The sequence below is a fragment of the Streptomyces sp. NPDC059851 genome, from assembly GCF_042732005.1.
Lineage (GTDB): Bacteria > Actinomycetota > Actinomycetes > Streptomycetales > Streptomycetaceae > Streptomyces.
Map to the genome: position 1 here is coordinate 12,130 of NZ_JBHWJJ010000082.1, position 23,385 is coordinate 35,514.

Sequence of the window (23,385 nt, forward strand, 5' to 3'; positions counted from 1 at the left end):
CCGCCGGGTGCTCCGACTTCCGAGCGCCGCTACTGGGCGCAGTGGTAGGTGAACTCCACCGCGGCCGTCCGCCGGGCCGGCTCCAGCAGCTCCAGCTGGGCCTTGGCCGGGTAGCTCCCGGTGCCCTGGAAGGTCCACAACAGGTGGAGCCGGGCCTCCTCCTGGCCCCGGACAACCCGCTCCGTCAGCCGCTCGGAGCGGGTGCCGTCGCTGCGGACCCAGCGGTAGGCCAGGGTCCCGGGGCGGCCGTTCGTCCGTACGTCGGCCACCACGTCGGCGGTCCCGCCGCAGCCCGGTCCGGCCGCGTCGGTGGTCACGGCGATGTCCCGTACCGTGACGCCGGGACCGTACTGCTGCCAGCAGAGGTACCCGAGGACGGCGACCAGCACGGCCCCCGCGAGGGCGTACCGGCGGAGCCCGCCCCCGCGCCGCCGCGTGGGCGCGGCCTGCGGCACCACCGGGAACGGTGCCACGGCGGCCGCCGTCACCCCGGGCCCGAAGCGCAGCACGGAGCCGTCGACCCGGTCGGGGGCGACGTCCGGCTGCGCGGCCGGAGGGCCGCTGACCCAGTGGCTGCCGAGGACGGTGGCGCTGTACTCGTCGTTGTTGCTGCTCATCGGATCTCGCACCGCCTGATCAGGAATTGCTGCACCGCTGCCCCGTTGCCCGCCGCGGGCGTGGTCGTGGCCCGTACGCCCCAGTAACAGCCTCCGCCCCGGAACGTGAGGGTCCTGGCGGTCGCCGCCGTGGACGAGGGGAAGGACATGGAGCCTTCGGAGGCGCCGAGCGTGCCCCGTGCGTCACTGCTGAACCACTCCAGTCGGACGGTCGCCGGACCGGAGGCGTCCACGGCCAACGACACCTGCGCCGCAGTGAAGTCGCTCTGCCGGAAGGAGGTCACGCTCACCGACCGCACCTTCACCCCGGGGGAGGGGGACGGCGAGGGGGGAGGCGTGGTCGGGGGCGCAGGCGTCGGCTGCGGGCCCGGCGGCACGGCCGTGCCCGAGGAGCCGGGCCCCGGCGACGCACCCGCGGAAGCGGACACCGAGGCGGACGGGGACGCGGACGGCGAGCCCGAAGCACCGGGCGAGGCCGAAGCCGACGGGGACCCCGAAGCCGTACCCGAAGGGGCCGGGCCGCCGGTCGGCGGAGCCGCGCTGGTCGTCGCGAACGAGCTCAGCGCGGCCGCCCCACCCGTCCGGTCCGTGGCCGCCGCCTGGGTGAGCACCACGAGCAGGCCCAGCACCAGAGCCACGCCCGTGCCCAGCCAGCCGCGCCGCCCGGGCGCCCACAAGGAGGTCGTGGCGAACGCCGTGGCCGTGGCCGGCGAGCCGCCCGCCGACGGGAACAGCAGCGGTAGCAGCGCGGCCAGCGCCGCCAGCTTGCGCTGGCCGTGCTCCTCCCAGTCCGGGCCGTACGCGGAGCAGGCCACGGCCTCCAGCTCGGCGACGAACGCCTCGGCATCCTCCGGCCGCTCCTCCGGCCTCTTCGCCAGGCCCCGCCGGATCAGCGGGCGCACCGGCTCGGGGGCCTCGGACTCGGGTACCGGGGCCTCGACGTGCTGGAGCGCCAGCTCGGCGAAGTTCTGACCGGGGTACGGCTTGCGCCCGGTCAGGCACTCGAAGAACGTGGCCGTCGCCGCGTACACGTCGGCCGCCGGGGAGGCGGGCCGGCCCTGCCACTGCTCCGGCGCCATGTACGCGGGCGTTCCGGCCACGCCCGGCGTGGCCCCGTGGTCCGTGGCGATGCCGAAGTCCACCAGCTTGGACGAGCCGTCGGCCGCGACCAGCACGTTCTCCGGCTTGTAGTCTCGGTGGACGACCCCGGCCCGGTGCGCGGCCGCCAGACCCAACAGAGAGCCCTTGAGGACGACCAGGGCCGCCTCGGGGCCCGTCTGCCCGGACTGCTTGAGCAGCTCGCGCAGCGCGATGCCGTCGACCAGCTCCATCACGATGGCTGCGCCGTCGGGCGCCTCCACGTACTCGTACAGCCCCACGACGTACGGCGACCGGAGGCCGCCGAGCAGCCGGGCCTCGGCCCGGAAGCCCTGGACGAACGCCGGATCGCTACGCAGCCGGTCGCTGAGGTACTTCACCGCGACGGGAGTCCCGGTCCCGTCGTGCACGGCCAGCACGACCCGGCCGCTGGCGCCCGAGCCGAGCTCTCTGGTCTCCGTATAACCGGGGACCCCCCACGCCTTCATCTTTCCGCCCCCTTGTCCGTGGATGCCCACCCCCGAAACCCGGGCGAACGAACACGGACGGCCCGCGCCGTGCGCGGCCGCCCGCCCGAACGCGGGATCGTCGATGGGGGTGGCGTCGTCATCACTGCCGTGCCACGCTGCCGCGTACGGCACGGCGCAGCGCCGGGCAACCGTGCCCGGCCTGCAGCGGGTCATGATAGGGGCAGCCGGTGACAGCCGCTGCGGAGGGTCTCCGCCGAGCGCGCACACGGGCCGGGCGCGCACGGTGCGGGCGGACAGGCGCAGCCCCGGCGCGGCGAAGCCGTCGCTTGTCCGGGACAGTTCCGCTGCCCAGTATTGATCGCCAGTGATCTCTCACGGCGTCGCCGCCGCGGCGATGGCGAACGGACGAAGGGGAGCGGAATGACATCCCGCAGGGGCCAGGGACCGAGCATCGCCGTACTGGCGGACGACCTCACCAGTGCCGGCGACGGCGCCGCACCCTTCCGCCGGACCGGCCACGACGCCCGGATCCTCTTCCGCCTCCCGGAGGCGGAAGCCGGCTCGCCCCGCGGGGTGACCGCGGTCGACCTCGGCACGCGCGTCGCCGCCGAGGAGGACGCCGTCGCACGGACACGGCAGGCCGCGAGCCGGTTCGCCGATGCCGATGTGCTGCTGAAGACCGTGGACTCCACCCTCCGGGGGCACGTTGCGGCGGAGGTACGGGCCGCCCGCTCCGGGTCCGGGCGGCGGGCCGTGATCGTCGCTCCTGCCTTTCCCGCCGAGGGCAGGGTGACCGTGGGCGGGGTCCAGTACGTACGGGGCGTCCCGGTCCACGAGAGCGAGTTCGCCCGCGACCCCGCACATCCCGTTCGGTGCTCGGACCTCGCGGAGCTGTTCCCGGACGCCGTCCCGGCCGGGCCGGACCAGGCCGCCGAACTGCCCCGGCTGCTGGGCGCGGGCGCGGTGGTGGCGTATTCGGCGCAACGGGACGCCGATCTCGACCTGCTCGTCGCGAGCGTTCCCGACCCCGACGAGGTGCTGTGGGTCGGCTCACCCGGCCTAGCGGCTGCTCTCGCACGGCACTGCGCACGGGCCGTGGCCGCGCACCAGCCCGTTCCCGGTCCGGCTCGGCGGCCGCTCGTCGTCGTCGGCAGCGCCAACCCCGCCACCCGACGGCAGCTGGACCTGCTGTGCGACCGGGCGGACGTACGGGCGGTGGCCGCCACCGAAGACCCGGCGGCGGTGGTCGCCGAACTGAGCGGCACGACGGCCCCCGTGCTCGTCCTGCACACGCCGGACGAGCGCCGACCGCGGGACACCGCCCTGGCCCTCGGCCGCTCCATGGCCGACGCCGTACGGAAGCTCGTCGAGGAGGACCGGGTCGACGCGCTCGTGCTCACCGGGGGCGAGACCGCCGCGGAGGTCCTCGACGTCCTCGGCGTCACCGGCATCGGCCTGGCCGACGAGCCCGAACCCGGCGTGGCGCACGGAACCCTGCTCGGCCCGCCCTCGCTCCCCGTACTGATCAAGGCGGGCGGCTTCGGCGACGTCAACACCCTCGTACGCCTGTGCCGTCTCCTGCGACGGCAGGGCGGTTCCTGACGGCACGACGGGCCGCCCCGGCACCGGGTTCGGCCGGCAGCGGGGCCCCGATGCACCGTCAGGCGTTCGCCCGCCCGCCGTTTGGCCCCGTTCCGATTGCCCGGCCACCCCGGATCTCCTGTGATGGGTCGGGGCGTTCCTGACGTCCCGTCGACTCGACCTCACGGAGGATTCAGTGGTGGCATTCCCCCGATGGTGCGCAAGCCTGGCCACGACGGCAGGGCTCACCGGTTCCGTTCTGCTCGGCGCCCTCCCGGCCGGTGCCGTGGAAGCACAGGCGGCAACGGTCAGCCGATTCCCCGTACCGGCAGAGGCGGTCCCCCCACCGGCACCCGGGCGGGCGAGCGACGGCGAGGAGAACAAGAAACGGGAGGAGGGCAGGAAGCACCGGAAGGAGAAGGGCAAGGACAAGGAGAAGGGGAAGGGGAAGGGGAAGGGGGAGGACGGGAAGAAGGGGAAGGAGGGGAAGGAGGAGGACAAGGAGAAGGCGAAGGCGAAGGAGAAGGCGTCCCGGCCCGGCTCGCAGGGGCAGACCGGGGCGAAGGGCAAGACCGGTTCGGATGGCAAGACCGGGGCGAATGGCAAGACCCGGCTGGAGGGCAAGACCGGTTCGGATGGCAAGACCGGGGCGGACGGCAAGACCGGTTCGGATGGCAAGACCGGGGCGGACGGCAAGACCCGGCCGGAGGACAAGACCGGCTCGGAAGCGGAGAAGGGCCCGGACACCAAGGGCACGTCCGACGCCGAGAAGGCGCGTTGCCTGGGACTGGTGCCGTCGCCCTACCCGTACGCGCACACCGAGTTCAAGTGCAACGACTGGCGGTTCGGCCCGGCCAAGCTGCCGAAGAACGGGGTGCTCGGCGCCGTCCTCAGCGACTACCAGCGGTTCGGTGGGCTCACCCCGGTGGAGTTCCTCAACAAGTGGTGGGACCCCACCGCCGACAACGGCCTGGGTTCCTACGCCTACCCGAACAGCGACGGCTTCGCCAGGGACGCCAACGGGCAGGTCATCGCCACGGAGCTCACCCTCCGGCCCGGACAGCTGCTGGACCGCTTCGGCGCCGAGTTCGGGAGCTTCCTCGCACCCGCCGGCACCAAGTACGGCGCACGCTCGATCCCCCCGACCAACCTCAACACCCAGGACCCCCGCTACCCCTTCGACTACCACCTCTACCGGGTGAAGAAGCCGACCCTGGTCTGCGCCGGTCCCACCCTCCCGTGGTTCGAGCAGCCCGGCGAGGGCGTGCAGTACGTCACGACCGTGCGGCCCGGGCAGGGCGACTCGTACTGCCCGCACGTTCAGACCGGGACGCGGGTGAGCGACCTCGTGAGGTCCGGCAACCTGGAAAGGGCGAACTGACGCCCAGCGTCGAAGGGAGGACCGGGGCATGGACCGCCACGGGCTGTGTGAGGCACTGCGTGCGGCCGGGGTTCCCCCCGGCCTGTACGAGGTACCCGACTGCCCCGGTCCTCCCGGCCTCCCCCGGCCGGAGGCCCGCCTCTACCTGGAGGAGCGGGCCGGTGAATGGGTGGTGGGCGCCGAGGAGCGGGGTGTGCGAACGGTGCTGGACCGGTTCCCCGACGAGGACCGCGCCTGCCGCAGCCTCTACGCCAGACTGACCGAAGAGGGGCCGCCGCCCTCCCCGCCCACCCCCGACGAATCCGAGCTGCTGCTGCACGACGGCGAGGGCATCCAGCGCCGCGCCCGTGAACAACTCGCCCGGGCCCTCCGCGCCGCCGGCCGGCCGACCGAGGGCGATGCCGACGGGCGTCCGCCGGGGCCGGTACCAGGACGGGGGCCGGATCCGGGGCCGTGACCAGGGCCAGGGCCAGGACCGGGCCCGGACCGGGGCCCGACCCGCAGCGGCACTCACGGTGGCGGCGCACATGGCGGAGGCGTCCCCGGGTAGGCGCGGCCCATGGACACAGACCGCATGCACCACGCGGCAGCGGCGGCCGGCCCGGGGCCGCTGCTGACGGCCGTGGAACACCTGGAACGGGCACCGTACGCCGATCCCTTGATCCGCCTGCTCCGCCGGGCCGTACGGTCGGTGCCGCTCGGCCCGGTGCGCGACGCGCTCCACGGCCGCCCGCTCGGCCATCCGGCGCACCCCCTGCTCGTCCAGATCCCCATCGGGACCTGGCTGTCGGCGGCGCTGCTGGACCTCGTTCCTGGCCGGCGCGGCGCCGCACACATCCTGGTCGGCGCCGGGCTGGCCGCGGCGGCGCCCGCCGCGGTGTCCGGCTGGGTGGACTGGGCCGAGCTCCCGCCCGAGCAGGCCCGCACCGGCCTCGTGCACGCCCTGTGCAACACCGCCGGGGTCGTGCTCTACGCGAGCTCCTTCGCGGCCCGTACGCAAGGCCGGGTCGCGCGCGGCAAGGCCCTCGGGATGGCCGGGCTCGCCACGGTGGGCGCGGCGGGTGCCCTGGGCGGCCACCTGGCCTACCGGCAGGCCGCCGGCGCCAACCACGCCGAGCAGGTCACGCACCTGGTGCGGGACGGGTGGCACCACCTCGGAGCGGTGGCCGCCTTTCCCGTGGGCCGGGCCGTGCGCGCCCGCGTGGACGGGGTGGACGTACTCGTCGTACGGGAGAGCGGTGGCTCCGTCCACGCCCTGGCCGACCGCTGCGCCCACATGGCGGGGCCCCTGGCGGAGGGGGAGGTCGCGGACGGTTGCGTGCGGTGCCCCTGGCACGGCAGCGTGTTCCGCCTCTCGGACGGTTGGAACGTCGAAGGCCCCGCCACCGCACCCCAGCCCGCCTTCGACACCCGCATCGTGGACGGGCACGTGGAAGCCAGACTCCAGCACTTCCACCGCCCCCGTCACCAACCGGAGACCGACGCGGACGCCTGACGGCGCGGACGCCTGACGGCGCGCCCGCACCGGCCGAGCGTCCGTTTGACCCTGCCCCGGAAGGGCAGACGCAGCACGCACCGAGGGGCGCCCGGAAGATGCGAATCCCTGCGGAACCGGACGGTCACCGCGTGAAAGCACGAAGGAACGAAGGAACGGCCCGATGGACGACATGGATCAAGGAGGCGCCGGAGGCGCTCCCCTCGACGACGAGACCCCGCAGAGCCGGCGCAGGCGCCCGACCGTCCGAGGGGCCGGCAAGCCGTCACCAGCCCCTGATGCGCCCGCTGCCGACCCCGCAGCGGCGGCAGGCAAGGACGGTGGGGCCGGCGACGCGCTCAGCCCGAGCCCGCGGGCGCAAGGGGAGTCCTCCCGCAGAGGCAGCCGAGAGTCACGGCGGTGACTCCGCCCAGCCCTCGGGACCGACGCCGCGCCACTCGGCCACCTCCGGATCGCTGAGGTCGAGGGCCTCGGGATGGTCGACGCCGGCTTGACGGAGGAGCCCGACGACGTCGCTGGGTCGGTCCGCGGTGCCGAGGACGAGGCCTTCGTAGCCGACCTGACGCCGGCCGCGCTCGTCGGGCGGATGGAGGACCAGCTTCGGGGAGGTCATGGCCCCACCCTCGCCGCTGGGCGGCCGGTCCGCACTTCCTCGCCGTCCGTAGGAGCCGGCCCGTGTCGGAGGTTCGCCCGCATCGGGGCGGCGAGAGGAAGACAGAGCGATGAGCGGCTCCGCCCACACATCCGACGGGCTACGGTCCCACGGCAGTGAGCCGCCGGGCCGGTGCCCGAGGTCTGCCCCGGCGGCCGGAACCGGGGAGGCGGGCCGTGACCGGCGACGGTGAGAGTCCGTACCGCGGGGAAGGACCCCACCGCGGCCGCGGTAGGGGTAGGGCCGACGCCCCGGCCCTGGACGCTGCCCTCAGCGGGACGGTCCTGCGGACGGGCGCGTCCGCCGGCGCCCTGTACCTCTGGGACGGCGATCGGAACCTGGGGCTGGCCCTGGTCTGCGGTGTGTCGGAGGAGGTGGTCCGGCCCTGGTTCCGGATCTCCGCGACGGCCCCGACTCCCGTCGCCGCCGCGGTGCGCGAGGACCGGTTGGTGTGGGTCGGCTCCCAGGAGGACCTGGCCCGCGAATACCCGAGGGCGGCCGTCGGCCTGCCCTACCGGTTCGCCCTGGCCGCGGCGCCGCTGCCGGGCCGTAAGGGCGTCCGGGGCGCTCTGCTGCTGCTGTGGCCCGCCAGCCATCCCCGCAACGCCGGTCGCCGCGAGCAGCACCACATCACCGCGGCAGCCCGCCGTATCGCCCGGATCCTGGACGCCGCGGGGCCCCTGCCCCCGGTGCCCGAGCGGCCCCGCGTCATCCCGGTCGAACCGTCCGGTCCGCTGCGGGGCGGCCGGGCCGCGCAGGCTGCCGCCGACTGGGTCGAACGCCTACCGGAAGGGGCCGTGGCCCTGGACCTCGAAGGCCGGATAACGTTCCTGGACGGCACCGCCGCCGCCCTGCTCGGCCGCAGCGCCGCACAGCTGCTCGGAACCCGGCCCTGGCAGTCCCTGCCCTGGCTCGACACCCCCCTCGTCGAGGACCGCTACCGAACCGCCGTCATCAGCCGCGATCCGGTGGAGTTCACCGCCCGGCACCCGCCGGACCAGTGGCTGCACTTCCAGCTGTACCCGGACGCCGGCGGCATCAGCGCCCGCATCACCCCCACCGGCCGCCCCGCGACGACGCCGCAGCCGGGGTCGTCGCCCGCAGCCCCGCCGCACCCGCACCGGACTCCGGCCGGACCGCAGACGGGCCGGATCTACCAGCTCCTCCACCTGGCAGCCGCCCTGACGGAAACCGTCGCCGTCCGCGACGTCGTCGACCTGGTCGCGGACCAGGTCCTCCCCGCGTTCGGCGCCGACGCACTGGTCCTGTCCGCCGCCGAGGCGGGCCGCCTGAAGATCACCGGGTACCACGGTTACGACCCGGCCACCATCGAGCGCCTCGACGGCCTGCCCCTGGACACGGAGCTGACGCCGGCCGGGCAGGTGCTGGCCGACGGTGTCCCCGCCTTCTTCGGCGACGCACGGGAGATCGCCCACGCGTATCCCGGTGCTCCCCGCATCAGCGGCAAACAGGCCTGGGCCTTCCTGCCGTTGATGATCTCCGGACGCCCGGTCGGCTGCTGCATCCTCTCCTACGAGCGCACCCACACCTTCACCGCCGACGAACGCGCCGTCCTCACCTCCCTGGCCGGTCTGATCGCCCAGGCCCTGGACCGGGCCCGCCTCCACGACGCCGCCCACGACCTCGCCCACGGCCTCCAGCAGGCGCTCCTCCCGCACTCCCTGCCCGCCGTGCCCGGTCTGGAGGTCGCCGCCCGTTACCTGCCCTCCGGCCACGGCATGGACATCGGCGGCGACTTCTACGACGTCATCCGCCTCGACACCGCCACCGTCGCGGCCGTCATCGGCGACGTCCAGGGGCACAACGTCGCCGCCGCCGCACTGATGGGCCAGGTCCGCACCGCCATCCGGGCCGCCGCGGGGGCACCGCCCGGCGAGGTGCTCGCCCGCACCGGCCGCCTCCTCGCCGACCTGGACACCGATCTGCTCGTCTCCTGCCTGTACGTCCACATCGACGTCGCACACCGGCTGGCCATCCTTGCCGCCGCCGGCCACCCGCCCCCACTGGTGCACCGCCCGGGTACCCGCCCCCACCCGGTGGACCTGGACCCCGCACCCCTCCTGGGCGTCGGAATCGACACACCGTGCCCGGTCACCCACCTGGACCTGACCCCCGGGACCCTGCTCGCGCTCTACACCGACGGCCTGGTCGAGAAGCCCACCGCGGCGGGCATCGACCCGGAGCGGGCCACCGCCGAACTGGCCACCGTCCTCGCCGCACACGGCGGAGCCGACCTCGACGACCTCATCGAGCGCCTCGTCCACGGCCAAGACCCCGCCTTGCCGCAGACCGACGACATCGCACTGCTCCTCCTGCGCATCTGACGGCACCGGCCAGGTCGCACTCGCCGCCCTGACTCCGCGGGGAGAGCAGCGGGCGGCGACGTCGGAGCGGTGTCCTACAGTCGGGCCGCATGACCACCCTGATCACCTACGCAGGCCAGGGCGCACCCGGCGCGGCGGTCACCCGTATCGGCGGCGTGCCCCTGGCCGTGCCCGGGACGGCATGGCCGACGTGCGCCGACTGCGCCGGCCCGTTGAAGTTCCTCGCGCAGTTCCTCCTGGACGAGTCCGGTTCCGCCCTCGCCGGTGGTGGCAGGCGGCCGGCGCACGCGCACGTGCTGGCGCTGTTCGCCTGCCAGAACCGTCCGGGCACCTGCCAGGACTGGAACGCCTCCTCCGGCGCCAACGCCGCGCTGCTCCTGCCGGCCCGGGGCCTGCGCCGCATGGCGCGGCCCCGGGGCCGCGCCGTCGACAGCGAGAAGCTGCTCCTCGGCGCCACCCACGCCGCCGAGCCGCACACGGCGGACGAAGCGGGCTACGAGGGCGCCTGCGCCGCCTGGGCGGCCCGGACCGGCCGGCCACGCAACCACGTCCTCGGGCAGCTGGGCGGCACGCCGGCCTGGCTCCAGTACGACCAGACGCCGGCCTGCCCGACCTGTGTCGAGCCGATGCGGCTGGCCGTTCAGCTACAGGAGGGGCCCGACCCCCTCACCGCCATGAACTTCGGCACCGGCCGCGCCTACGCCTTCACCTGCGCACCGTGTGGCGAGGCGGCGTTCCTGTGGCAGTGCTGACCGACCGACCGACCGACCGACCGGCCGCCCGTACGCCCACCCTTACGCCGGCGCGCGCTACGCGGGAGCCCCGGACGGAGCGGCGGCAAGGCGACGGAGCCGTATCCGCTCCCCGTCGAACACCACGGTTTCGCCGGGGAGGATCAACAGACCCGTGTCGCTGTCCTGGCACGTGCCGTCGATGCGGCGGACCTGGACGGCCGGGCCCAGGACTCCCGCCATGAACACCGTCGGGTCGATCTCCCACCCGTGACGGGCCAGCCAGCGCTCCAGTCCCTCGCTGTCCGCCGTCTCCGCCCCGCGCGGCCACGTGTACGTGCTCGCCATGCCTACCCCCTGTAGCTGGTCGGATCACCGCGGCAGATGGTGTCACCCGCCACTGACACCCGCCCCGCATTTCGGCGGCCCGTCCGGTCCGCAGCCGGGGCCGTTGGCTGCGCCTCAGTACTGAAGTAGGTCCAGTAGCCTGGAAATTGCAGACTTAAGCCCCTGAACAGGCTTCGATTCCTCACTCAACGTGTGTGTGCGACACCACTCGGACACGCCGGCGCACGTCCGCTGCTGCGGCCCGCCGGGGGATCCTCCCTCCTTCGGCGGTCATCCCGCCGGGCGCGCACCGGATGCCTTCCTCCCCACGGCGCGTCACGCTGCGGTCAACGGCAGCCATCACCGCACAGACGAGGACCGAGCCATGTCCCACCTCCGGCGTATCGGCGTCATCACCGGCGCGGCAGTTCTGCTGCTCACGGCCACGGCCTGCTCGGCCGGCAAGACCACCCTGGGGACGCTCACCTTCCGCGGTCATGACTCCCCGGTCGAGCTCACCTACTCGAACACGCCCGTCCAGGGCTGCCACAGGATCCGCCTTCCCCACGGCGCGGCCCACGTGGAGAACAACAGCATGCTCGACGTCATCCTGTACCGGACCCCGGAGTGCGGGAGGACCGACAAGGCCCCCGGGATCTACGTCCCCATGTCCAGCGCGAACGTGACCGCCCCCGGCACGCTGCCGTGGCGCAGCTTCTCGGTCGTCCACTGACCGCCCGACCCGTCGACTGTTCGGCCGACGGCCGGTTCCGGGCCCGGCCCGGGACCGGGCCGAGCCCGTCGCCCTGACCGGCGGACCCACGAACCCACGAACCGCGGGGGAGCCCTGTTCAGGGGCAGCTGGTGGCGGGCCGGTCGTGGACCAGGGCGCAGATCATCTGCTCGCCGCGGCGGCCCGGGTAGGCGGTGCGCACGGCGGCCTGGAAGTCGTTCCACTGGCGGCCGATGTCCTGAGCGGCCAGGTCGGTGGCGCGCCGGAAGTTGCCGTTGCCCGAGCGGCGCGCGGCCGGGGTGTCCTTGGCGAGGGTCCCGTTGTGCTGGACGCGCCCGTCGCAGTCGGCCGGGAAGGTGCCGGTGGACTCGAACTCGGGGTAGCAGCCGGTGCTCAGGTCCTCGGGTACGAGCGCTGCGGCCTCCCCGGTCCAGGCGGCGTCCGCCATGGTGCTGTAGCGGCCGACGGCGAGGAACGGGGCGATGGTGGTCCGGGCCAGGCCGGGCGGGTTGGTGACGCCGACGGTACCCGTGGTGCGGTCGGACCAGTTGCTGTGGGAGTAGAAGTCCTCGATCGGGTGCCAGCCGCGGCCGAGATGTTCGAGCACGGCGCACTTGGCGCGGTCCGGCCTCTCGTTCCAGGTACAGGGAGACCCGAGGTCGGTGCCGCGGGCGCTGACGCGACCCTCGGCGTCGACGAGCCCGTCCGCGGCGCGGACGGCGGCGCGGAAGCGGGCGAGCGAACCACGGATGCAGGCCAGGAGCTCGGTGGTCGCCTCGTCCCTGGTGCGCGGGTAGCCGGAGGCGTGGCGCGGGGCGAGGTAGTCGGCGTTGTCGCAGTGCAGGACGCCCAGCTTGAGGTAGTCGCCGCGGTCGTTCGCATTGACCGCCCCCGTGCGGGCGTCGGCCATCTCCGTCAGGGTGCGGGGCTCCCACGGCAGGGCCGACCTGGTGATCGTCTCGTGGTGGCCGCCGGTGAAGGCCCGCGCGGGAGAGGGGGCCAGAACGGTCGTGGCGGCGACCGCGCAGGCCGACGCGACGACCGCCGTCAGCGGGCGCCGCCGCGGAAGTGCGGGGACGAGGAGCACGCGGGCCTCCTGGCGGGACGGAGCCGGCCCCGGCCCCAGGATCACCCGGTTCTCGGGGTACCGCATCCGCGGGGAACGACGCCCCTCAGCCCGTGCCGCCGAAGCTCCAGGCCTCGATGTCGCGGTAGTGGATCGGCCCGGGGCCGCGGCCGAAGTTGCTGCCGACCAGGTGGAGGCGTTCGGCCGGCCAGGGGCGGCCGGTGAACCCGGCGAGTCGGGCGGCGGCCTCCACCGCGCTCGCCGAATCGGCCCGGCGGGACCGTGCCAGCGTGAGGTGGGGGTTGAGCGGCCGGTCCTGGAACGGGACACCGCTTTCCTTCACCAGGGCCCGTACCTCGGAGGCGAGCAGGTGCAGGCCTTCAAGGTCCCCGTCGATCCCGCTCCACAGCACCCGCTCGTCGAAGTGCCCGCCGCCGCGCAGGCCCAGGTGCAGCGGCCGGCGCGCCGCCGCCAGCCCCGCGAGCGGCGGCTTCAGGAGCGGCACGGTGGCGGCCGGGACCTCGCCCAGGAAGGCGAGGGTGATGTGCCAGTCCTCGATGCGGTTCCACCGCATGCGGGGGTACGCGCCGTAGGCGGGCCGCAGCTCCCGCTCCAGCTCTTGTTTCGCGTCGTCGGGCGGGGCCAGCGCTATGAAGACGCGGATGGTCTCGGCCTGAATCTCTTCCTTCACGAGAGACTTCGTACCGTGTCCGGGCGGGTCCAGTCACTTCCTGCCTCCTGCCTGCGGGGGAGCAGCTGCCGCACCGAGGTCCTGTCCGTCGTCGGCGGGGGCGGCTATCGTCCCCTGCCGAGGATGCTGCGGGCCGGACGTGGGGGAGGGCGCCGTGTCGGTCGGGCGCAGGAGGAAGACGCCGCGGCTCCCGCCGCGCTGGTTCATCCGCCTGGTCTGGTCCCTGCACCGGGGGGCGTACCGGTTCTTCGGCGGCCGGATCGGGCTGTGGCGGCCGCGGGCCCGCGGCTGGGGTGCGCTCCGGCTGACGACGACCGGACGTCGCACGGGCCGGCAGCGGGGCGTGATCGTCGCGTACGTCGAGGACGGCCCGCACCTCGTCGCGCTGGCGATGAACGGCTGGGACGCGGGTGAGCCCGCCTGGTGGCTCAATCTCCGGGCGCACCCGGAGGCGACCGTCGACCTGGCCGGCGGGAGCCTGCCGGTACGGGCCCGCGCCGCGACGGGCGGCGAGCGGTCGCGGCTCTGGGCCCGCTGGCGGCAGATCGACCCGCACCTGGACGCCTACGCGGCGCTGCGACCGTCCGAGACCGCAGTGGTGGTCCTGGAGGCGGTCCTGGATCCGGGACCCGAGGAACAGGCCACAGCGCGGAACGATTGACCGTCCCGACGGGACGCCGCTGGTCGCCCACCTGCTGGGGAATGTCATGATCCTGCCCATGACGGTTCTCGACATCCTGGCCGGCCTGGCGAAGACGGGCCGGTGGGGACCCGTGGCCATCGGCGCCGACGTGAACGAGCTGGTCGCGGCATTCGGCGAGCCCTGGGACGCCGGATCCATGAGCCGGAGCCGGCAGTGGCCCCGGCTCTTCACCTACGGCGACCTCGAACTCAGCGTCTGCCGCTGCCGCCGGGTCAATCTCATCTGCGTCCAGGCCTGGCGCGACGCGATCGCACTGCCGTCCTCGGCGGCCGGCAGGACCCGGTCCCACCCGGCCGCACTCACGTACGGGGACGTCGCGCGCGCACTCGACCGGGCCGACTGCGCCTGGGAACCCCAGGCGTCCCTCACCTTCGGGACCCAGAGCGCACTCATGGCGCTGCCCAGCAGGGCGAGCTTCGTCTTCGAGACCTTCGAGGACGAGGACGAGGACGACACGGGGGACGCCGGGGGCGAGGAACCGATCCTGCACACCATGGGGCTGCCGGGCGACCACCACACCTGTCCCGCGTGATCGGGCGCGGTCCGCCTGCTGGACGAGTCCGCCCGGAGAACCTGGCGGACGGGGCGGCGCAGGGCGACCGCGACCGGCCGCACCCGCGCGCGAGGGTCGGCACCGGCCACCCCGGCAGCGGCGGCCACCGCGTCCCGCGCGTCCTCCTCCCTCTCGAAGACCGCACCCCGACCACCACCTACGCCCGCTGGGACCGCATCGCGCACATCCGGACACAGCTGCTGCCCGTGGTCCTTCAGCGTCTGCTCGGCACCCGCCCCCCAGCTGTCGAACGCTGGGCTGCCGGGGCCGTCAGGACCGGCACAAGCAGCCGGGGTGGCCCGCCGCTCAGACGGCTGAGATCGGTTACGCAGCACCCGCCTACTCGGCGGGCTGCCATCATGCTCGGATGGCCCACGACATCGTGTTCTTCCTCGCCCCCGATGACGAGGCTGCCGCTGCGACGCGCCTGCCGGGACCTGGTGAGGCCTTTGACTCTGTGACCTGCCGTTTTATTGAGCCGGACAGTGCCATTGCCGAGTGGGACATGTACTTCGAGGAGCCTTCGGCCGAGGCCCCGCCGCCTGAGCGGCTCCTTGGGTGGGCGTGGCCGGAGTGGGTCACCGCCCCTTCGAACGATGGCGTTGAGGTGTTCGCCCTGCCGCAGCGGCTGACCCGCGCGCTGGCCAACGCGAGCTCTGCCGAACTCGAAGAGCTCGCAGGCCGCTGGACCACGCGGCTCTGGTCCGAGGACGGGGACGACATGACCGACGATGATCTGCTTGCGGTCCTGCAGGAAGTCGCCCGGCTCGCGGCGTCTGCGGTGAACACGGGTGGCGGCCTCTACAGTTGGAGCTTCTGACCGCCCACCTTCGAAGGTGGCTCGCGTTCGACGCCGCTGTGTGCCAAGAGCTCGGTCCCGCTGGCGTCGACGTCGAGTACAGCGTGAAGTGCCACGAACGGTCTGCTGCGTCGATCATGCCGGTGCGCAACCGCTCGTCGCGGTGCTGGGCCGAATCTCAACAGCTCCGGCGAGGCCGAGGGACCTGTCAGGCGGCCTGACGGTGACGACGATCCGGGCAGCGGCGGGCCCCTCCTCCCGGGAGACCGTCCACCACGGGTACGCGCCACCCGTACGTCCACCGCACGCGGATCCGCGGGTGGGGGCCCCTCCGCTCCGAGGCCCCTGGGTCACGGCGCTGGCCGAGCTTTCCGGACGCGCGTCGCCGGTGCGGCTGGCGGCCGCACCGGCCGGGGCGGCGCACCCGGCGTACGACGTGGAGGTCCGCGGCACGTCGCGGGGGTGCGGGGGCAGCCGTGCTCCGATCCCGCCCGGGCCGCCCAGTGCGTCCTTCTCCGCACCGGCCGGGTCCCCCGGCGCCCGGTGCCCGCGGCCTCGCGTCCCCGTCGGAGAGACGGGGTCGACGAGTCGGCGCCCCGGCCGGCGGCGGAGCCGGCGTCGCCGCGAGGGAACGTGAGACGGCGGCCGTGCGAGGTCCTCCACGGTCGGGCGCCGGCGCGCCTGCCCGACGAGGCGAACCGCATTGACCTTCGAGTGGGTTGAAACCCGATGATGCCGACATGCCACATCCCGATCTGATGCCCATAGGAGTCTTCGCCCGACGCAGTGGACTGACCTCCAGTGCGTTGCGCTTCTACGCGGACTCCGGACTGCTGCCCCCCACCGAGGTCGACCCGGCCTCGGGCTACCGCTACTACGGCGCCGACCAGGTGGAGCGGGCGACCGCACTGCGGCGGCTCCGCGAGATCGCCATGCCCCTCACCGCCGTCGAGGCGGTCCTCGATGCCGGGCCGGACGAGGCGTCGCAGCTGATCGACGAGCACGTCGCACGGGTCCTCGGGCACGCGGTGGCGGCACAACGCGCGGCCGTACTCATCAAGTCCTCGCTCGGCGACGCGCCGACCGTGCCGATCGCCGCGCTGAAGGGCCCCGTACTGGCCGACGCGGTCGAGCAGATCCTGACGGCCACCGCACGGGATCCGGACCTGCCGGTACTGGGTGGCCTGCGCATCGAGGTGGACCCGCAAGAGGTCACCCTGACCGCAACCGACCGCTACCGCCTCTCCACCCGCACCTTGGTTCCGGTGGAACCGGCGACCGCACCCTGGGCCGCCACGGTCGACGGGGACGAGCTGCGGGCCGCGGCCGCCGAGGTCCGCCGCAGCCCCCTGGTGCACGTCGGAGCGACGCCGCACGGCATCCGCCTCCGCATGGCGGACCGGGAAGACCGGCACTGCAGGCTGCTGCCGGACGAGTTCCCCGACCACCGGCTGATGCTCGCGTCACTGCCCGGGGCCACGACCCGCGCGACCGTCCCGAAGGACCTGCTGCTCCGTGCCCTGGAGGAACACCCCGACGAGCACCTCACGCTGCTCGTGACCGGCCGCGGCGTGAACGTCCTTACGGCGAAGGCCGACCAGGAGCACCACGACGTCCTGCTCCCCGCCGCCGTGACGGGGGCGCCCCTTCGGATCTCCTTCCGGCTGACCACGCTCTATCCGGCCGTCAGCACGGCCATCGGCCCCGACGTGATGCTGGACCTGCGGGGCCACGACCAGCCGGTCACGATCCGCTCCGCTGACCGCGGCGACCTCACCACTCTGACCATGCCGATCGATCCGGCCCGCACCCCGGCCTGAACCCGACGACGAGGACGAGAGCCACTGCCATGACCGCCACTCCCGCCCCCAGCCCCGCCCCGGACCCAGTCCCCGCCCCCAGCCCCGACCCGACCATGGAGGCCATCGGCCGAGCCGTCACCGCGGGACGGGCCGGCGACATCGGCTCCGCCCGCCGGAAGCTCCTCGACCTGTGGTCCGCGACCGGTGTCACCGGCGACCCGCTGCACCGCTGCACCCTCGCGCACCACCTGGCCGACCTCTACGAGGACCCGGCCCGCGCACTGGTCTGGGACGTCCGCGCCCTCGATGCCGCCGACGCCCTGACCGAGCAGCGCCTGCAGGAACACCACGCCGGGCTCCGCACCGCGGGCTTCTACCCCTCGCTGCACCTCAACCTCGCCGACGACCACCGCCGACTGGGGTCCTTCGACGCCGCCGCCGAGCACATCGGAGCGGCCCGGGAGTACGCCCCCCGTCTCCCGCAGGACCCGTACGGTGATCTTCTCCGTACCGCCATCGGCGAGGTGGCCGCCGCCATCGCCGCGCGGGACACCGACGCGCGGGCTCCGGCCTCCCGAGCAGGCCGGTGACCGTCCTGTACGACCGGTACGTTCGCCCGCATGACGCTGCCGCAGGTCTCCTGGAACGCTGCTCTCGCCCGCCGCCTGGCCCGCCAGTCACTCGACCGTCCGGATCCGGCGTCCGGCTCCGCGGGGATCGCGGGCGTGGCCGGCGCGATGATGGGGGCGCACGCGCAAGTGCTCTCCGCCGCGGAGCTCTCGCTCGGGCTGCGCCTGGACGGCGCGACCCGAGTCGACGTCAGGACCGCCCTGTGGGACGACCGTACGCTGGTGAAGACGTTCGGGCCCCGGGGCACCGTACACCTGCTCCCCGCGGCCGACCTGCCCTGGTGGACCGGCGCGCTGGCCGCCGTCCCCGCTCCCGCCACAATGCCCGAGCCGGTGCGGATGACGTCCGAGCAGACCGACGCCGTGATCGCCGCCATCGCGGACGCCCTCACCGGCGCCGAACTCACGGTGGACGAGCTGACCGAGGCGATCGTGGCCCGGACCGGGCCGTGGGCGGGCGATCCCGTGATGCCGGCCTTCCGGACCATGTGGCCCCGCTGGCGGCAAGCCGTGCACACCGCGGCCCACCGGGGCGCGCTGGTCTTCGGCCCGGACCGGGGGCGCAGGGTGACCTACACCCGCCCGAAGTGCACCCCGCAGCCGGCCCGGACGTCCCTGGACACCCTCGTGGACGGCTACCTGCGCGCCTACGGTCCGGCCACCGCACGCGACTTCACACGCTGGCTCGCCGCCCCCGAGGCGTGGGCGGACGGGCTCCTCCGGCAGTTGGCCGACCGGGGCCGGATCGAGGAGGTCCTCTTCGAGTCCGAGCCCGCCTGGGTGGCCGCCGGCGACACGGACTTCCCCACCGATCCGCCCCGCGGCCTGCGCCTGCTGCCGTACTTCGACGCCTACGTCGTGGCCGGCCGCCCGCGGGAACGGCTCTTCCCGGGCGCCGCCCGCACCCGTGCCCTCGCCGGCGGCCAGGCCGGCAACTACCCCGTCCTGCTCCTGGACGGCGTGGCCGCCGGGGTCTGGCACCAGCGCCGCTCGGGCCGCCGCATCGTACTCACCGTCGAGCCCCTGACTCCGCTGGGCCCCCGCGACCGGCGGCTGCTGGAGGCGGAGGCCGACCGCACGGCGGCCGTCCTGGAGGGCCGGGCGGAGCTCACGGTCGGCCCGGTGGCGGTGGGACCGCACGCCTGAACCCAGGGCCACCGAAACGCTAGGCCGACCCCGAGGCGGATTCGAGCAGGATGATTTCCTTCGTCACGCCGTCCGCTTCCTCCCTCCGGTCCATGAGATTCAACTGGTCCCGCAGGGCCGTGAGCGATGAGACGAGAAGTCGCTCACGGCCCGATTCCAGTTCGCACAAGCGGCGTGCGGCACTGACGGATTCGGCCCGCAAGGCCCGGACTATCTCGGGCCGGTCGGCGAATTCCCCGCTGTACTTGATGAGGTCGACAGCCAGGCGGGACAGGTATGCCAGCGGGCTGACCTGCACGAGCACCCGGTAGGCCGCCACACGCTGACGGACCGTGGGCTTCCCCGACCCCAGGAGGGAAACCCTGGCTCGCAGCACCGCATCGTGATTGATATTCGCCGAGTGATTCATGACTGGAATTCTGAAAGCCCGACAGCCCCCGAACAAGGCCGAGAACCTGTGCTCTTCGCCCTACGAAAAAGCCGTCAGACCTGTCATGATGGATACGTCATCACCCCTGCGTCCTCCCCGGGAGGAGCCGGCTCACCCCCGCTGGTGCCGGGCAGCCCGGTTCGAGCAGCGCGAGGCCGATCAGGGCCGGCCCGTCCGCGTCGTGGTCCCCAGCCAGCTGTGACCGGAGGCTGGAGCGGTCGTTCGTGCTCAACGGTGGTCGTCGCGGGGCCCGATGGCACTGCGCGCCTCGCGCCTCGCGCCTCGTTCGCCGTGAGGACCACCGACGCCGCCGCCTCATGGGTGCGGGGGCGGATCCCCGCGAATTCACCTCCTGGTTGGTGAGCGGTTCTCGTGCGGCCGCCCGGCCGCGAGACCGTGTCGCCCGCCAATCCAACTCCCGTACGAGAGAAGGACCATGACGACACGTCCTGTGGGGCGCGCCATCGCGCTCGCCCTGGGCGCGGTGCTCGCCGCCTCGTTCGCGCTGCCGGCCGAGGCCCACGGAAGCAAGGCCGTTCACCCCAAGGCCGAGACCCGGGCCCTGTTCGACGACGCGGCGGGCGGCGACGCCAACGCGGACGACCCGGCGATCTGGCGCAACCCCACCGACCCGGGCCGCAGCCTGGTGATCGCCACCGCCAAGCAGGGCGGCCTGCGCGTCTACGACCTGCACGCCGAGGAGGTCCAGTCGGTCCCCGCCCCGGCCGGCCCCGGCACCGACGACGCACCCGGCCGGTTCAACAACGTCGATCTCGTGCACGGCCTGCGCGTCGGCGGCGCGCGTGCGGACGTAGCGGTGGTCAGCGACCGGGGCAACGACCGGCTGCGGATCTACCGCATCGACCGCGACCGGCCGGGCGGCCCGCTCACCGACATCACCGACCCGGGCGCGCGACCGGTGTTCTCCGCCGACCAGGGCGAGATCAACGAGCAGGCGACCGCCTACGGCCTGGCCACGTGGACCGACCGGAGCACCGGGCGGTCCTACGCGCTGGTCAGCCAGCGCAGCCGCACCAGGATCGCGCTGCTGGAGCTGGTCACCACCCGTTCCGGCACGGTGGACTACCGTCGCGTGCGCACCCTGGACCTGCCGTCCTCCTTCCGGCTGCCGAACGGAACGACCTGGGCGCCCTGCGCCGAGCCCGGCGAACTGCCGCAGGTCGAGGGGATGGTCGTCGACCCGGCGAACGGCACGCTCTACGCGGGCCAGGAGGACGTCGGCATCTGGCGCATCAAGGCGGACCTCACCGGAACCCCGCAGCTGATGGACAAGGTCCGCGAGTACGGTGTCCCCGGCACGTACGACGAGGCCACCGAGGAGTGCACGCCGGGCACCGACCCCGGCTACGGCGGCAAGCACCTCTCGGCCGACGTCGAGGGCCTGACCCTGCTCACCCAGGCCGACGGCGACGGGTACCTGCTGGCCTCCAGCCAGGGCGACGACAGGTTCGTCGCCTACGACCGCGAGCGCGACGAGGACAACGAGTACGAGGGCGACTTCCGGATCACCGCGGCCTCGGCCGTCCTCGACGGTTCGGAGGTCTGCGACGGCGCCGCCGCGCTGAACGCACCGCTCGGCGACACGTACCCGAAGGGCCTGCTCGTCGTCCAGGACGGCCAGGAGGCCCCCGGTGACGGCGACCGCGAGGCCACCGGCTTCAAGTTCGTCGACCTGGCCGACGTCCTCGACGTCCTCGACTGAGCCCAGCCCGCTCCCACGCCCCGCCGTCCCCTTCCCGCAGGGAGGGCGGGGCGTTCGCCTCCCGCCGCGACGACGGGAGCCGTCGGCCCCGCCCGCCGGCAGCGGTCCTGGTCCCCGGTCAGCGCCGGGACGTGGCCCGCCGGGGCGGCGCGATGCGTATCCGCTCCTCCTCGGGCGCGTTCTCGATGTCGTCGAGCTGCGCGACGATCGTGCTGCGCAGATCGTCGTAGTCCTCGAAGCGGTGGTCGTGGAACAGCGTGTAGCCCGTCCACATCAGGTTGGCGCAGACCCGGGCCGGCACCCTGCCGGTCCGGGCTCCCATGCCGACCAGCGCCACCGAGCTGATGCTGCCCGGCTGGGCCAGGTTCTGCCGGTGTACCGCCTCATCGCGTCCACCATGGAGCTGCACCAGCTGTATCTCGAACGCCTCTCCAGCGTCAAGGACGAGGGCCTCGTCCTTCCCGCGATCACTGGCGTGTTCGACACGCCGCTCTTGGGGTTCCAGGACGCGGTCGCCCCGGTGGCCCAGCTGCTGTCCGGGCTCGACCGGCACGTGGAGCGGTCCCACGAGTTCGGCAAGAGGCGGGCGGACGAAGCGGCCTGCGGCCTGTCCGCCGACGCGATCGCCGCCCTCTACCTGTACACCTGCGAATCCGCGTTCTACCGGGAGATCAACGCCGTCCTGCGCTCCCCGGACCGCGCCGAGCTCGTCCCGTACCTGCCCTGCCCTACCTGCGCCTGCTGTTCTCGGCGGTGTCGCAGCTGCCCGCCCGCACCGAGCCACTGTTCCGCGGGGTGTCGTTGGACCTGCGCGCCCAGTACCCGGTGGGCCGCACCGTGACGTGGTGGGGCGTGTCCTCGTGCACGCCCAAGCTCAGCGTGGCCCGCGCGTTCCTCGGCAGCCGCGGCAAGCGGACGCTGTTCGAGGTGGTCCCCGCCCGGGCGGTGGGCATCCGCAACTTCTCCGCCTTCACCGAGGAAGAGGAATACATCCTGCCCGCGGGCACGCAGCTCAAGGTGACGGAGGTCAAGAGCGAGCGCGGCGGCCTGTGCACCGTGAGGCTGACGGAACTGGAGGAGGGCCCCCTCGTGTCCTGACCGGGCGGGCCCGCAGGGAAGGGATCACAGGGTCTCGCTCAGCGAGTCCGCCAGGCGCCGCCGCGCCGCCCGTGTCGCCGGCAGCGCAGCGGCCGCCACCGCACCCAGCACCGCCCCGGCGATCACCGTCAGCATCACGGGCAGGGGCGGCAGCTGGGCGATCCCGGCGCCGATCCCGCTGGACGCCCCCTGCGCGTCCACCATCCACCGGCCGGCCAGCGCGCCCACCGTCGTGCCCAAGCAGGCGGACACCAGCGCGGTGAGTCCGGCAGCCGTGACGATCATGGCGCCGATCTGCCGGGGGGTGAGGCCGATCGCCTTCAGCGCGAGCAGGTCCCGACCCCGGTCGCGGACGCCCGTGCTGATCAACGTCAGTAGTTCGGTCAGCCCGATCAGCGCCAGTACCGCGACCAAGGCGGCGATCACCGCGCGCGCCGGCTCCAGCCGGTCGGCCGGATTGGGGGTTTCGCGGATCTCCAGCGCCCCGGCCGCCGTCCCGGCGAGCACACCGGTCACCGCCCGGGGGTCGGCGCCTTCGCGCAGCACCAGGGCGTGGTAGTCGGGCCGCAGCTGCGGATCGCGCTCCCGCAGGGCGTCGATGGTCGTGGTGATCACCCGGCCGCCGGACTCCGGTTCGACGGTGCGGCCGACGAGGTGCAGGATCTGCGGCCGTCCCGCGACGGTCATCCGCACCCAGTCGCCGACCCGGACGCCGAGGAGGTCGAGCAGCCCCTGCCCGGCCACCGCCTCGTCCGGCCCGCCGACCGCTCGCCCCTCCACCACCGCCGAGGGGTACGGGTCCTCGGCCGTGCCCAGTCCGCGGAGCGTGATCGTGCCGGTCTGACCCGGGACGAGCGCCGCCATCTCCGCTCCCGGATGGACAGCGGCGATGCCCGGGACCGCCGCGAGGGTCCTCTCCAGCTCCGTGTCCGACGGCCCGTCGGCCTGCTGGGCGCGTACGGTGAGCGCCGCGGGCAGGCCGACCGCCGCGGGCCGGCTGCGGAACTGGTCCAGCGTCGACCACGCGACGAGCGCGACCGTGATCAGGGCCAGGGGCAGGGCGAGCCGGAGCAGCGGTACCAGCGTCCGCCAGCGCCGCGGGAAAGCGGCCCGCCACCCCAGGACCAGGGCCGGGGGCACCCGCATCCCGAGCGCCCGCCTGCCGAGCGCGGTCATCGGGGCGGCGGACGGCAGCGCCGCCCGGGCCACCGGCACCGGCGGCACGCGCCCCGCCCGCCAGGCCGAGAGGCTCGTGGCGGCCGCGATCAGCAGCACGGCACCACAGGGAATGCCGATCATCAGGGCGGTGTGGCCG

At 74.0% G+C, this 23,385-nt stretch carries 25 protein-coding genes; 16 read left to right on the plus strand and 9 right to left on the minus strand.

The genetic code is table 11. From position 1 onward, the window contains the following. Positions 1-29 precede the first annotated feature (29 nt). Both ACFV7Q_RS24870 and ACFV7Q_RS24875 read right to left on the minus strand, forming a co-directional pair. A complete protein-coding gene (locus ACFV7Q_RS24870) occupies positions 30-617 on the minus strand; it encodes a hypothetical protein (protein WP_385431485.1) in 588 nt (195 codons plus the stop codon). After that, a complete protein-coding gene (locus ACFV7Q_RS24875) occupies positions 614-2,203 on the minus strand; it encodes a serine/threonine-protein kinase (protein ID WP_385431486.1) in 1,590 nt (529 codons plus the stop codon). The genes ACFV7Q_RS24870 and ACFV7Q_RS24875 overlap by 4 nt, the downstream gene beginning before the upstream one ends. Positions 2,204-2,605: 402 nt before the next feature. Here ACFV7Q_RS24875 and ACFV7Q_RS24880 point away from each other — a divergent pair, with 402 nt between their 5' ends. The 4 genes from ACFV7Q_RS24880 (at position 2,606) to ACFV7Q_RS24895 (ending at position 6,642) form a co-directional block, all read left to right on the plus strand. Continuing rightward, complete coding sequence (locus ACFV7Q_RS24880) at positions 2,606-3,787, plus strand: four-carbon acid sugar kinase family protein (protein WP_385431487.1); 1,182 nt, start codon at positions 2,606-2,608, stop codon at positions 3,785-3,787. Positions 3,788-3,965: 178 nt separating this feature from the next. After that, positions 3,966-5,147 carry a glycohydrolase toxin TNT-related protein gene (locus ACFV7Q_RS24885; protein WP_385431488.1) on the plus strand — a complete coding sequence of 394 codons (1,182 nt, stop codon included), beginning with the start codon at positions 3,966-3,968 and terminating at the stop codon, positions 5,145-5,147. A gap of 28 nt (positions 5,148-5,175) precedes the next feature. Next, the gene (locus ACFV7Q_RS24890) at positions 5,176-5,604 is read left to right on the plus strand and encodes a hypothetical protein (RefSeq protein WP_385431489.1); all 429 of its coding nucleotides are present in this window, start codon (positions 5,176-5,178) and stop codon (positions 5,602-5,604) included. Between the two features lie 117 nt (positions 5,605-5,721). Beyond that, positions 5,722-6,642, plus strand: coding sequence for a Rieske 2Fe-2S domain-containing protein (locus tag ACFV7Q_RS24895; RefSeq protein ID WP_385431511.1), 921 nt, complete (start codon positions 5,722-5,724; stop codon positions 6,640-6,642). Positions 6,643-7,033: 391 nt separating this feature from the next. On the opposite strand, the gene ACFV7Q_RS24900 is transcribed toward ACFV7Q_RS24895, so the two are convergent. Further along, positions 7,034-7,255, minus strand: a complete 222-nt coding sequence (locus ACFV7Q_RS24900; protein WP_385431490.1) for a hypothetical protein — start codon at positions 7,253-7,255, stop codon at positions 7,034-7,036. Between the two features lie 215 nt (positions 7,256-7,470). Here ACFV7Q_RS24900 and ACFV7Q_RS24905 point away from each other — a divergent pair, with 215 nt between their 5' ends. Continuing rightward, positions 7,471-9,639: a SpoIIE family protein phosphatase gene (locus tag ACFV7Q_RS24905; RefSeq protein WP_385431491.1), complete on the plus strand. Its 2,169-nt coding sequence runs from the start codon at positions 7,471-7,473 to the stop codon at positions 9,637-9,639. Positions 9,640-9,728: 89 nt separating this feature from the next. Then, on the plus strand, positions 9,729-10,391 hold the full coding sequence (locus ACFV7Q_RS24910; RefSeq protein WP_385431492.1) for a hypothetical protein: 663 nt from the start codon (positions 9,729-9,731) through the stop codon (positions 10,389-10,391). Between the two features lie 57 nt (positions 10,392-10,448). Here the strand turns inward: ACFV7Q_RS24910 and ACFV7Q_RS24915 are convergent, their stop codons facing one another. Continuing rightward, positions 10,449-10,718 (minus strand): hypothetical protein, encoded by a 270-nt coding sequence (locus ACFV7Q_RS24915; RefSeq protein WP_385431493.1) that lies wholly within the window; start codon positions 10,716-10,718, stop codon positions 10,449-10,451. Between the two features lie 364 nt (positions 10,719-11,082). Here ACFV7Q_RS24915 and ACFV7Q_RS24920 point away from each other — a divergent pair, with 364 nt between their 5' ends. Further along, positions 11,083-11,430 carry a hypothetical protein gene (locus ACFV7Q_RS24920; protein WP_385431494.1) on the plus strand — a complete coding sequence of 116 codons (348 nt, stop codon included), beginning with the start codon at positions 11,083-11,085 and terminating at the stop codon, positions 11,428-11,430. 118 nt (positions 11,431-11,548) lie between these two features. Here ACFV7Q_RS24920 and ACFV7Q_RS24925 read toward each other — a convergent pair whose 3' ends face one another. Together ACFV7Q_RS24925 and thpR are read right to left on the minus strand one after the other, a co-directional pair. After that, positions 11,549-12,517 (minus strand): hypothetical protein, encoded by a 969-nt coding sequence (locus tag ACFV7Q_RS24925; RefSeq protein ID WP_385431495.1) that lies wholly within the window; start codon positions 12,515-12,517, stop codon positions 11,549-11,551. A gap of 85 nt (positions 12,518-12,602) precedes the next feature. Beyond that, positions 12,603-13,187: an RNA 2',3'-cyclic phosphodiesterase gene (thpR, locus tag ACFV7Q_RS24930; protein WP_385431496.1), complete on the minus strand. Its 585-nt coding sequence runs from the start codon at positions 13,185-13,187 to the stop codon at positions 12,603-12,605. Between the two features lie 154 nt (positions 13,188-13,341). Between thpR and ACFV7Q_RS24935 the strand changes: the two genes are divergently transcribed. The 6 genes from ACFV7Q_RS24935 (at position 13,342) to ACFV7Q_RS24960 (ending at position 18,819) form a co-directional block, all read left to right on the plus strand. Further along, entirely contained in the window at positions 13,342-13,848 is a 507-nt protein-coding gene (locus ACFV7Q_RS24935) for a nitroreductase family deazaflavin-dependent oxidoreductase (RefSeq protein ID WP_385431497.1), read from the plus strand. A gap of 58 nt (positions 13,849-13,906) precedes the next feature. Next, on the plus strand, positions 13,907-14,422 hold the full coding sequence (locus ACFV7Q_RS24940) for a hypothetical protein (protein ID WP_385431498.1): 516 nt from the start codon (positions 13,907-13,909) through the stop codon (positions 14,420-14,422). A gap of 388 nt (positions 14,423-14,810) precedes the next feature. Next, the gene (locus ACFV7Q_RS24945; RefSeq protein ID WP_385431499.1) at positions 14,811-15,263 is read left to right on the plus strand and encodes a hypothetical protein; all 453 of its coding nucleotides are present in this window, start codon (positions 14,811-14,813) and stop codon (positions 15,261-15,263) included. Positions 15,264-15,982: 719 nt separating this feature from the next. Next, the gene (locus tag ACFV7Q_RS24950; protein WP_385431500.1) at positions 15,983-17,062 is read left to right on the plus strand and encodes a MerR family transcriptional regulator; all 1,080 of its coding nucleotides are present in this window, start codon (positions 15,983-15,985) and stop codon (positions 17,060-17,062) included. A 29-nt stretch (positions 17,063-17,091) separates the two neighbouring features. Next, the gene (locus tag ACFV7Q_RS24955; protein WP_385431501.1) at positions 17,092-17,634 is read left to right on the plus strand and encodes a hypothetical protein; all 543 of its coding nucleotides are present in this window, start codon (positions 17,092-17,094) and stop codon (positions 17,632-17,634) included. A 30-nt stretch (positions 17,635-17,664) separates the two neighbouring features. Continuing rightward, positions 17,665-18,819 carry a winged helix DNA-binding domain-containing protein gene (locus ACFV7Q_RS24960; protein WP_385431502.1) on the plus strand — a complete coding sequence of 385 codons (1,155 nt, stop codon included), beginning with the start codon at positions 17,665-17,667 and terminating at the stop codon, positions 18,817-18,819. 19 nt (positions 18,820-18,838) lie between these two features. Here ACFV7Q_RS24960 and ACFV7Q_RS24965 read toward each other — a convergent pair whose 3' ends face one another. Then, positions 18,839-19,228 carry a hypothetical protein gene (locus tag ACFV7Q_RS24965; protein WP_385431503.1) on the minus strand — a complete coding sequence of 130 codons (390 nt, stop codon included), beginning with the start codon at positions 19,226-19,228 and terminating at the stop codon, positions 18,839-18,841. A 457-nt stretch (positions 19,229-19,685) separates the two neighbouring features. Between ACFV7Q_RS24965 and ACFV7Q_RS24970 the strand changes: the two genes are divergently transcribed. Then, positions 19,686-20,972 carry a phytase gene (locus ACFV7Q_RS24970; RefSeq protein WP_385431504.1) on the plus strand — a complete coding sequence of 429 codons (1,287 nt, stop codon included), beginning with the start codon at positions 19,686-19,688 and terminating at the stop codon, positions 20,970-20,972. A 118-nt stretch (positions 20,973-21,090) separates the two neighbouring features. Here ACFV7Q_RS24970 and ACFV7Q_RS24975 read toward each other — a convergent pair whose 3' ends face one another. Continuing rightward, the gene (locus tag ACFV7Q_RS24975; protein WP_385431505.1) at positions 21,091-21,309 is read right to left on the minus strand and encodes a hypothetical protein; all 219 of its coding nucleotides are present in this window, start codon (positions 21,307-21,309) and stop codon (positions 21,091-21,093) included. 36 nt (positions 21,310-21,345) lie between these two features. Between ACFV7Q_RS24975 and ACFV7Q_RS24980 the strand changes: the two genes are divergently transcribed. Both ACFV7Q_RS24980 and ACFV7Q_RS24985 read left to right on the plus strand, forming a co-directional pair. After that, the gene (locus ACFV7Q_RS24980; RefSeq protein ID WP_385431506.1) at positions 21,346-21,813 is read left to right on the plus strand and encodes a hypothetical protein; all 468 of its coding nucleotides are present in this window, start codon (positions 21,346-21,348) and stop codon (positions 21,811-21,813) included. Then, the gene (locus tag ACFV7Q_RS24985) at positions 21,768-22,070 is read left to right on the plus strand and encodes an ADP-ribosyltransferase domain-containing protein (RefSeq protein ID WP_385431507.1); all 303 of its coding nucleotides are present in this window, start codon (positions 21,768-21,770) and stop codon (positions 22,068-22,070) included. The genes ACFV7Q_RS24980 and ACFV7Q_RS24985 overlap by 46 nt, the downstream gene beginning before the upstream one ends. Positions 22,071-22,094: 24 nt before the next feature. On the opposite strand, the gene ACFV7Q_RS24990 is transcribed toward ACFV7Q_RS24985, so the two are convergent. Then, on the minus strand, positions 22,095-23,385 hold a 1,291-nt coding region (locus tag ACFV7Q_RS24990; RefSeq protein ID WP_385431508.1), incomplete at its 5' end, for an FtsX-like permease family protein.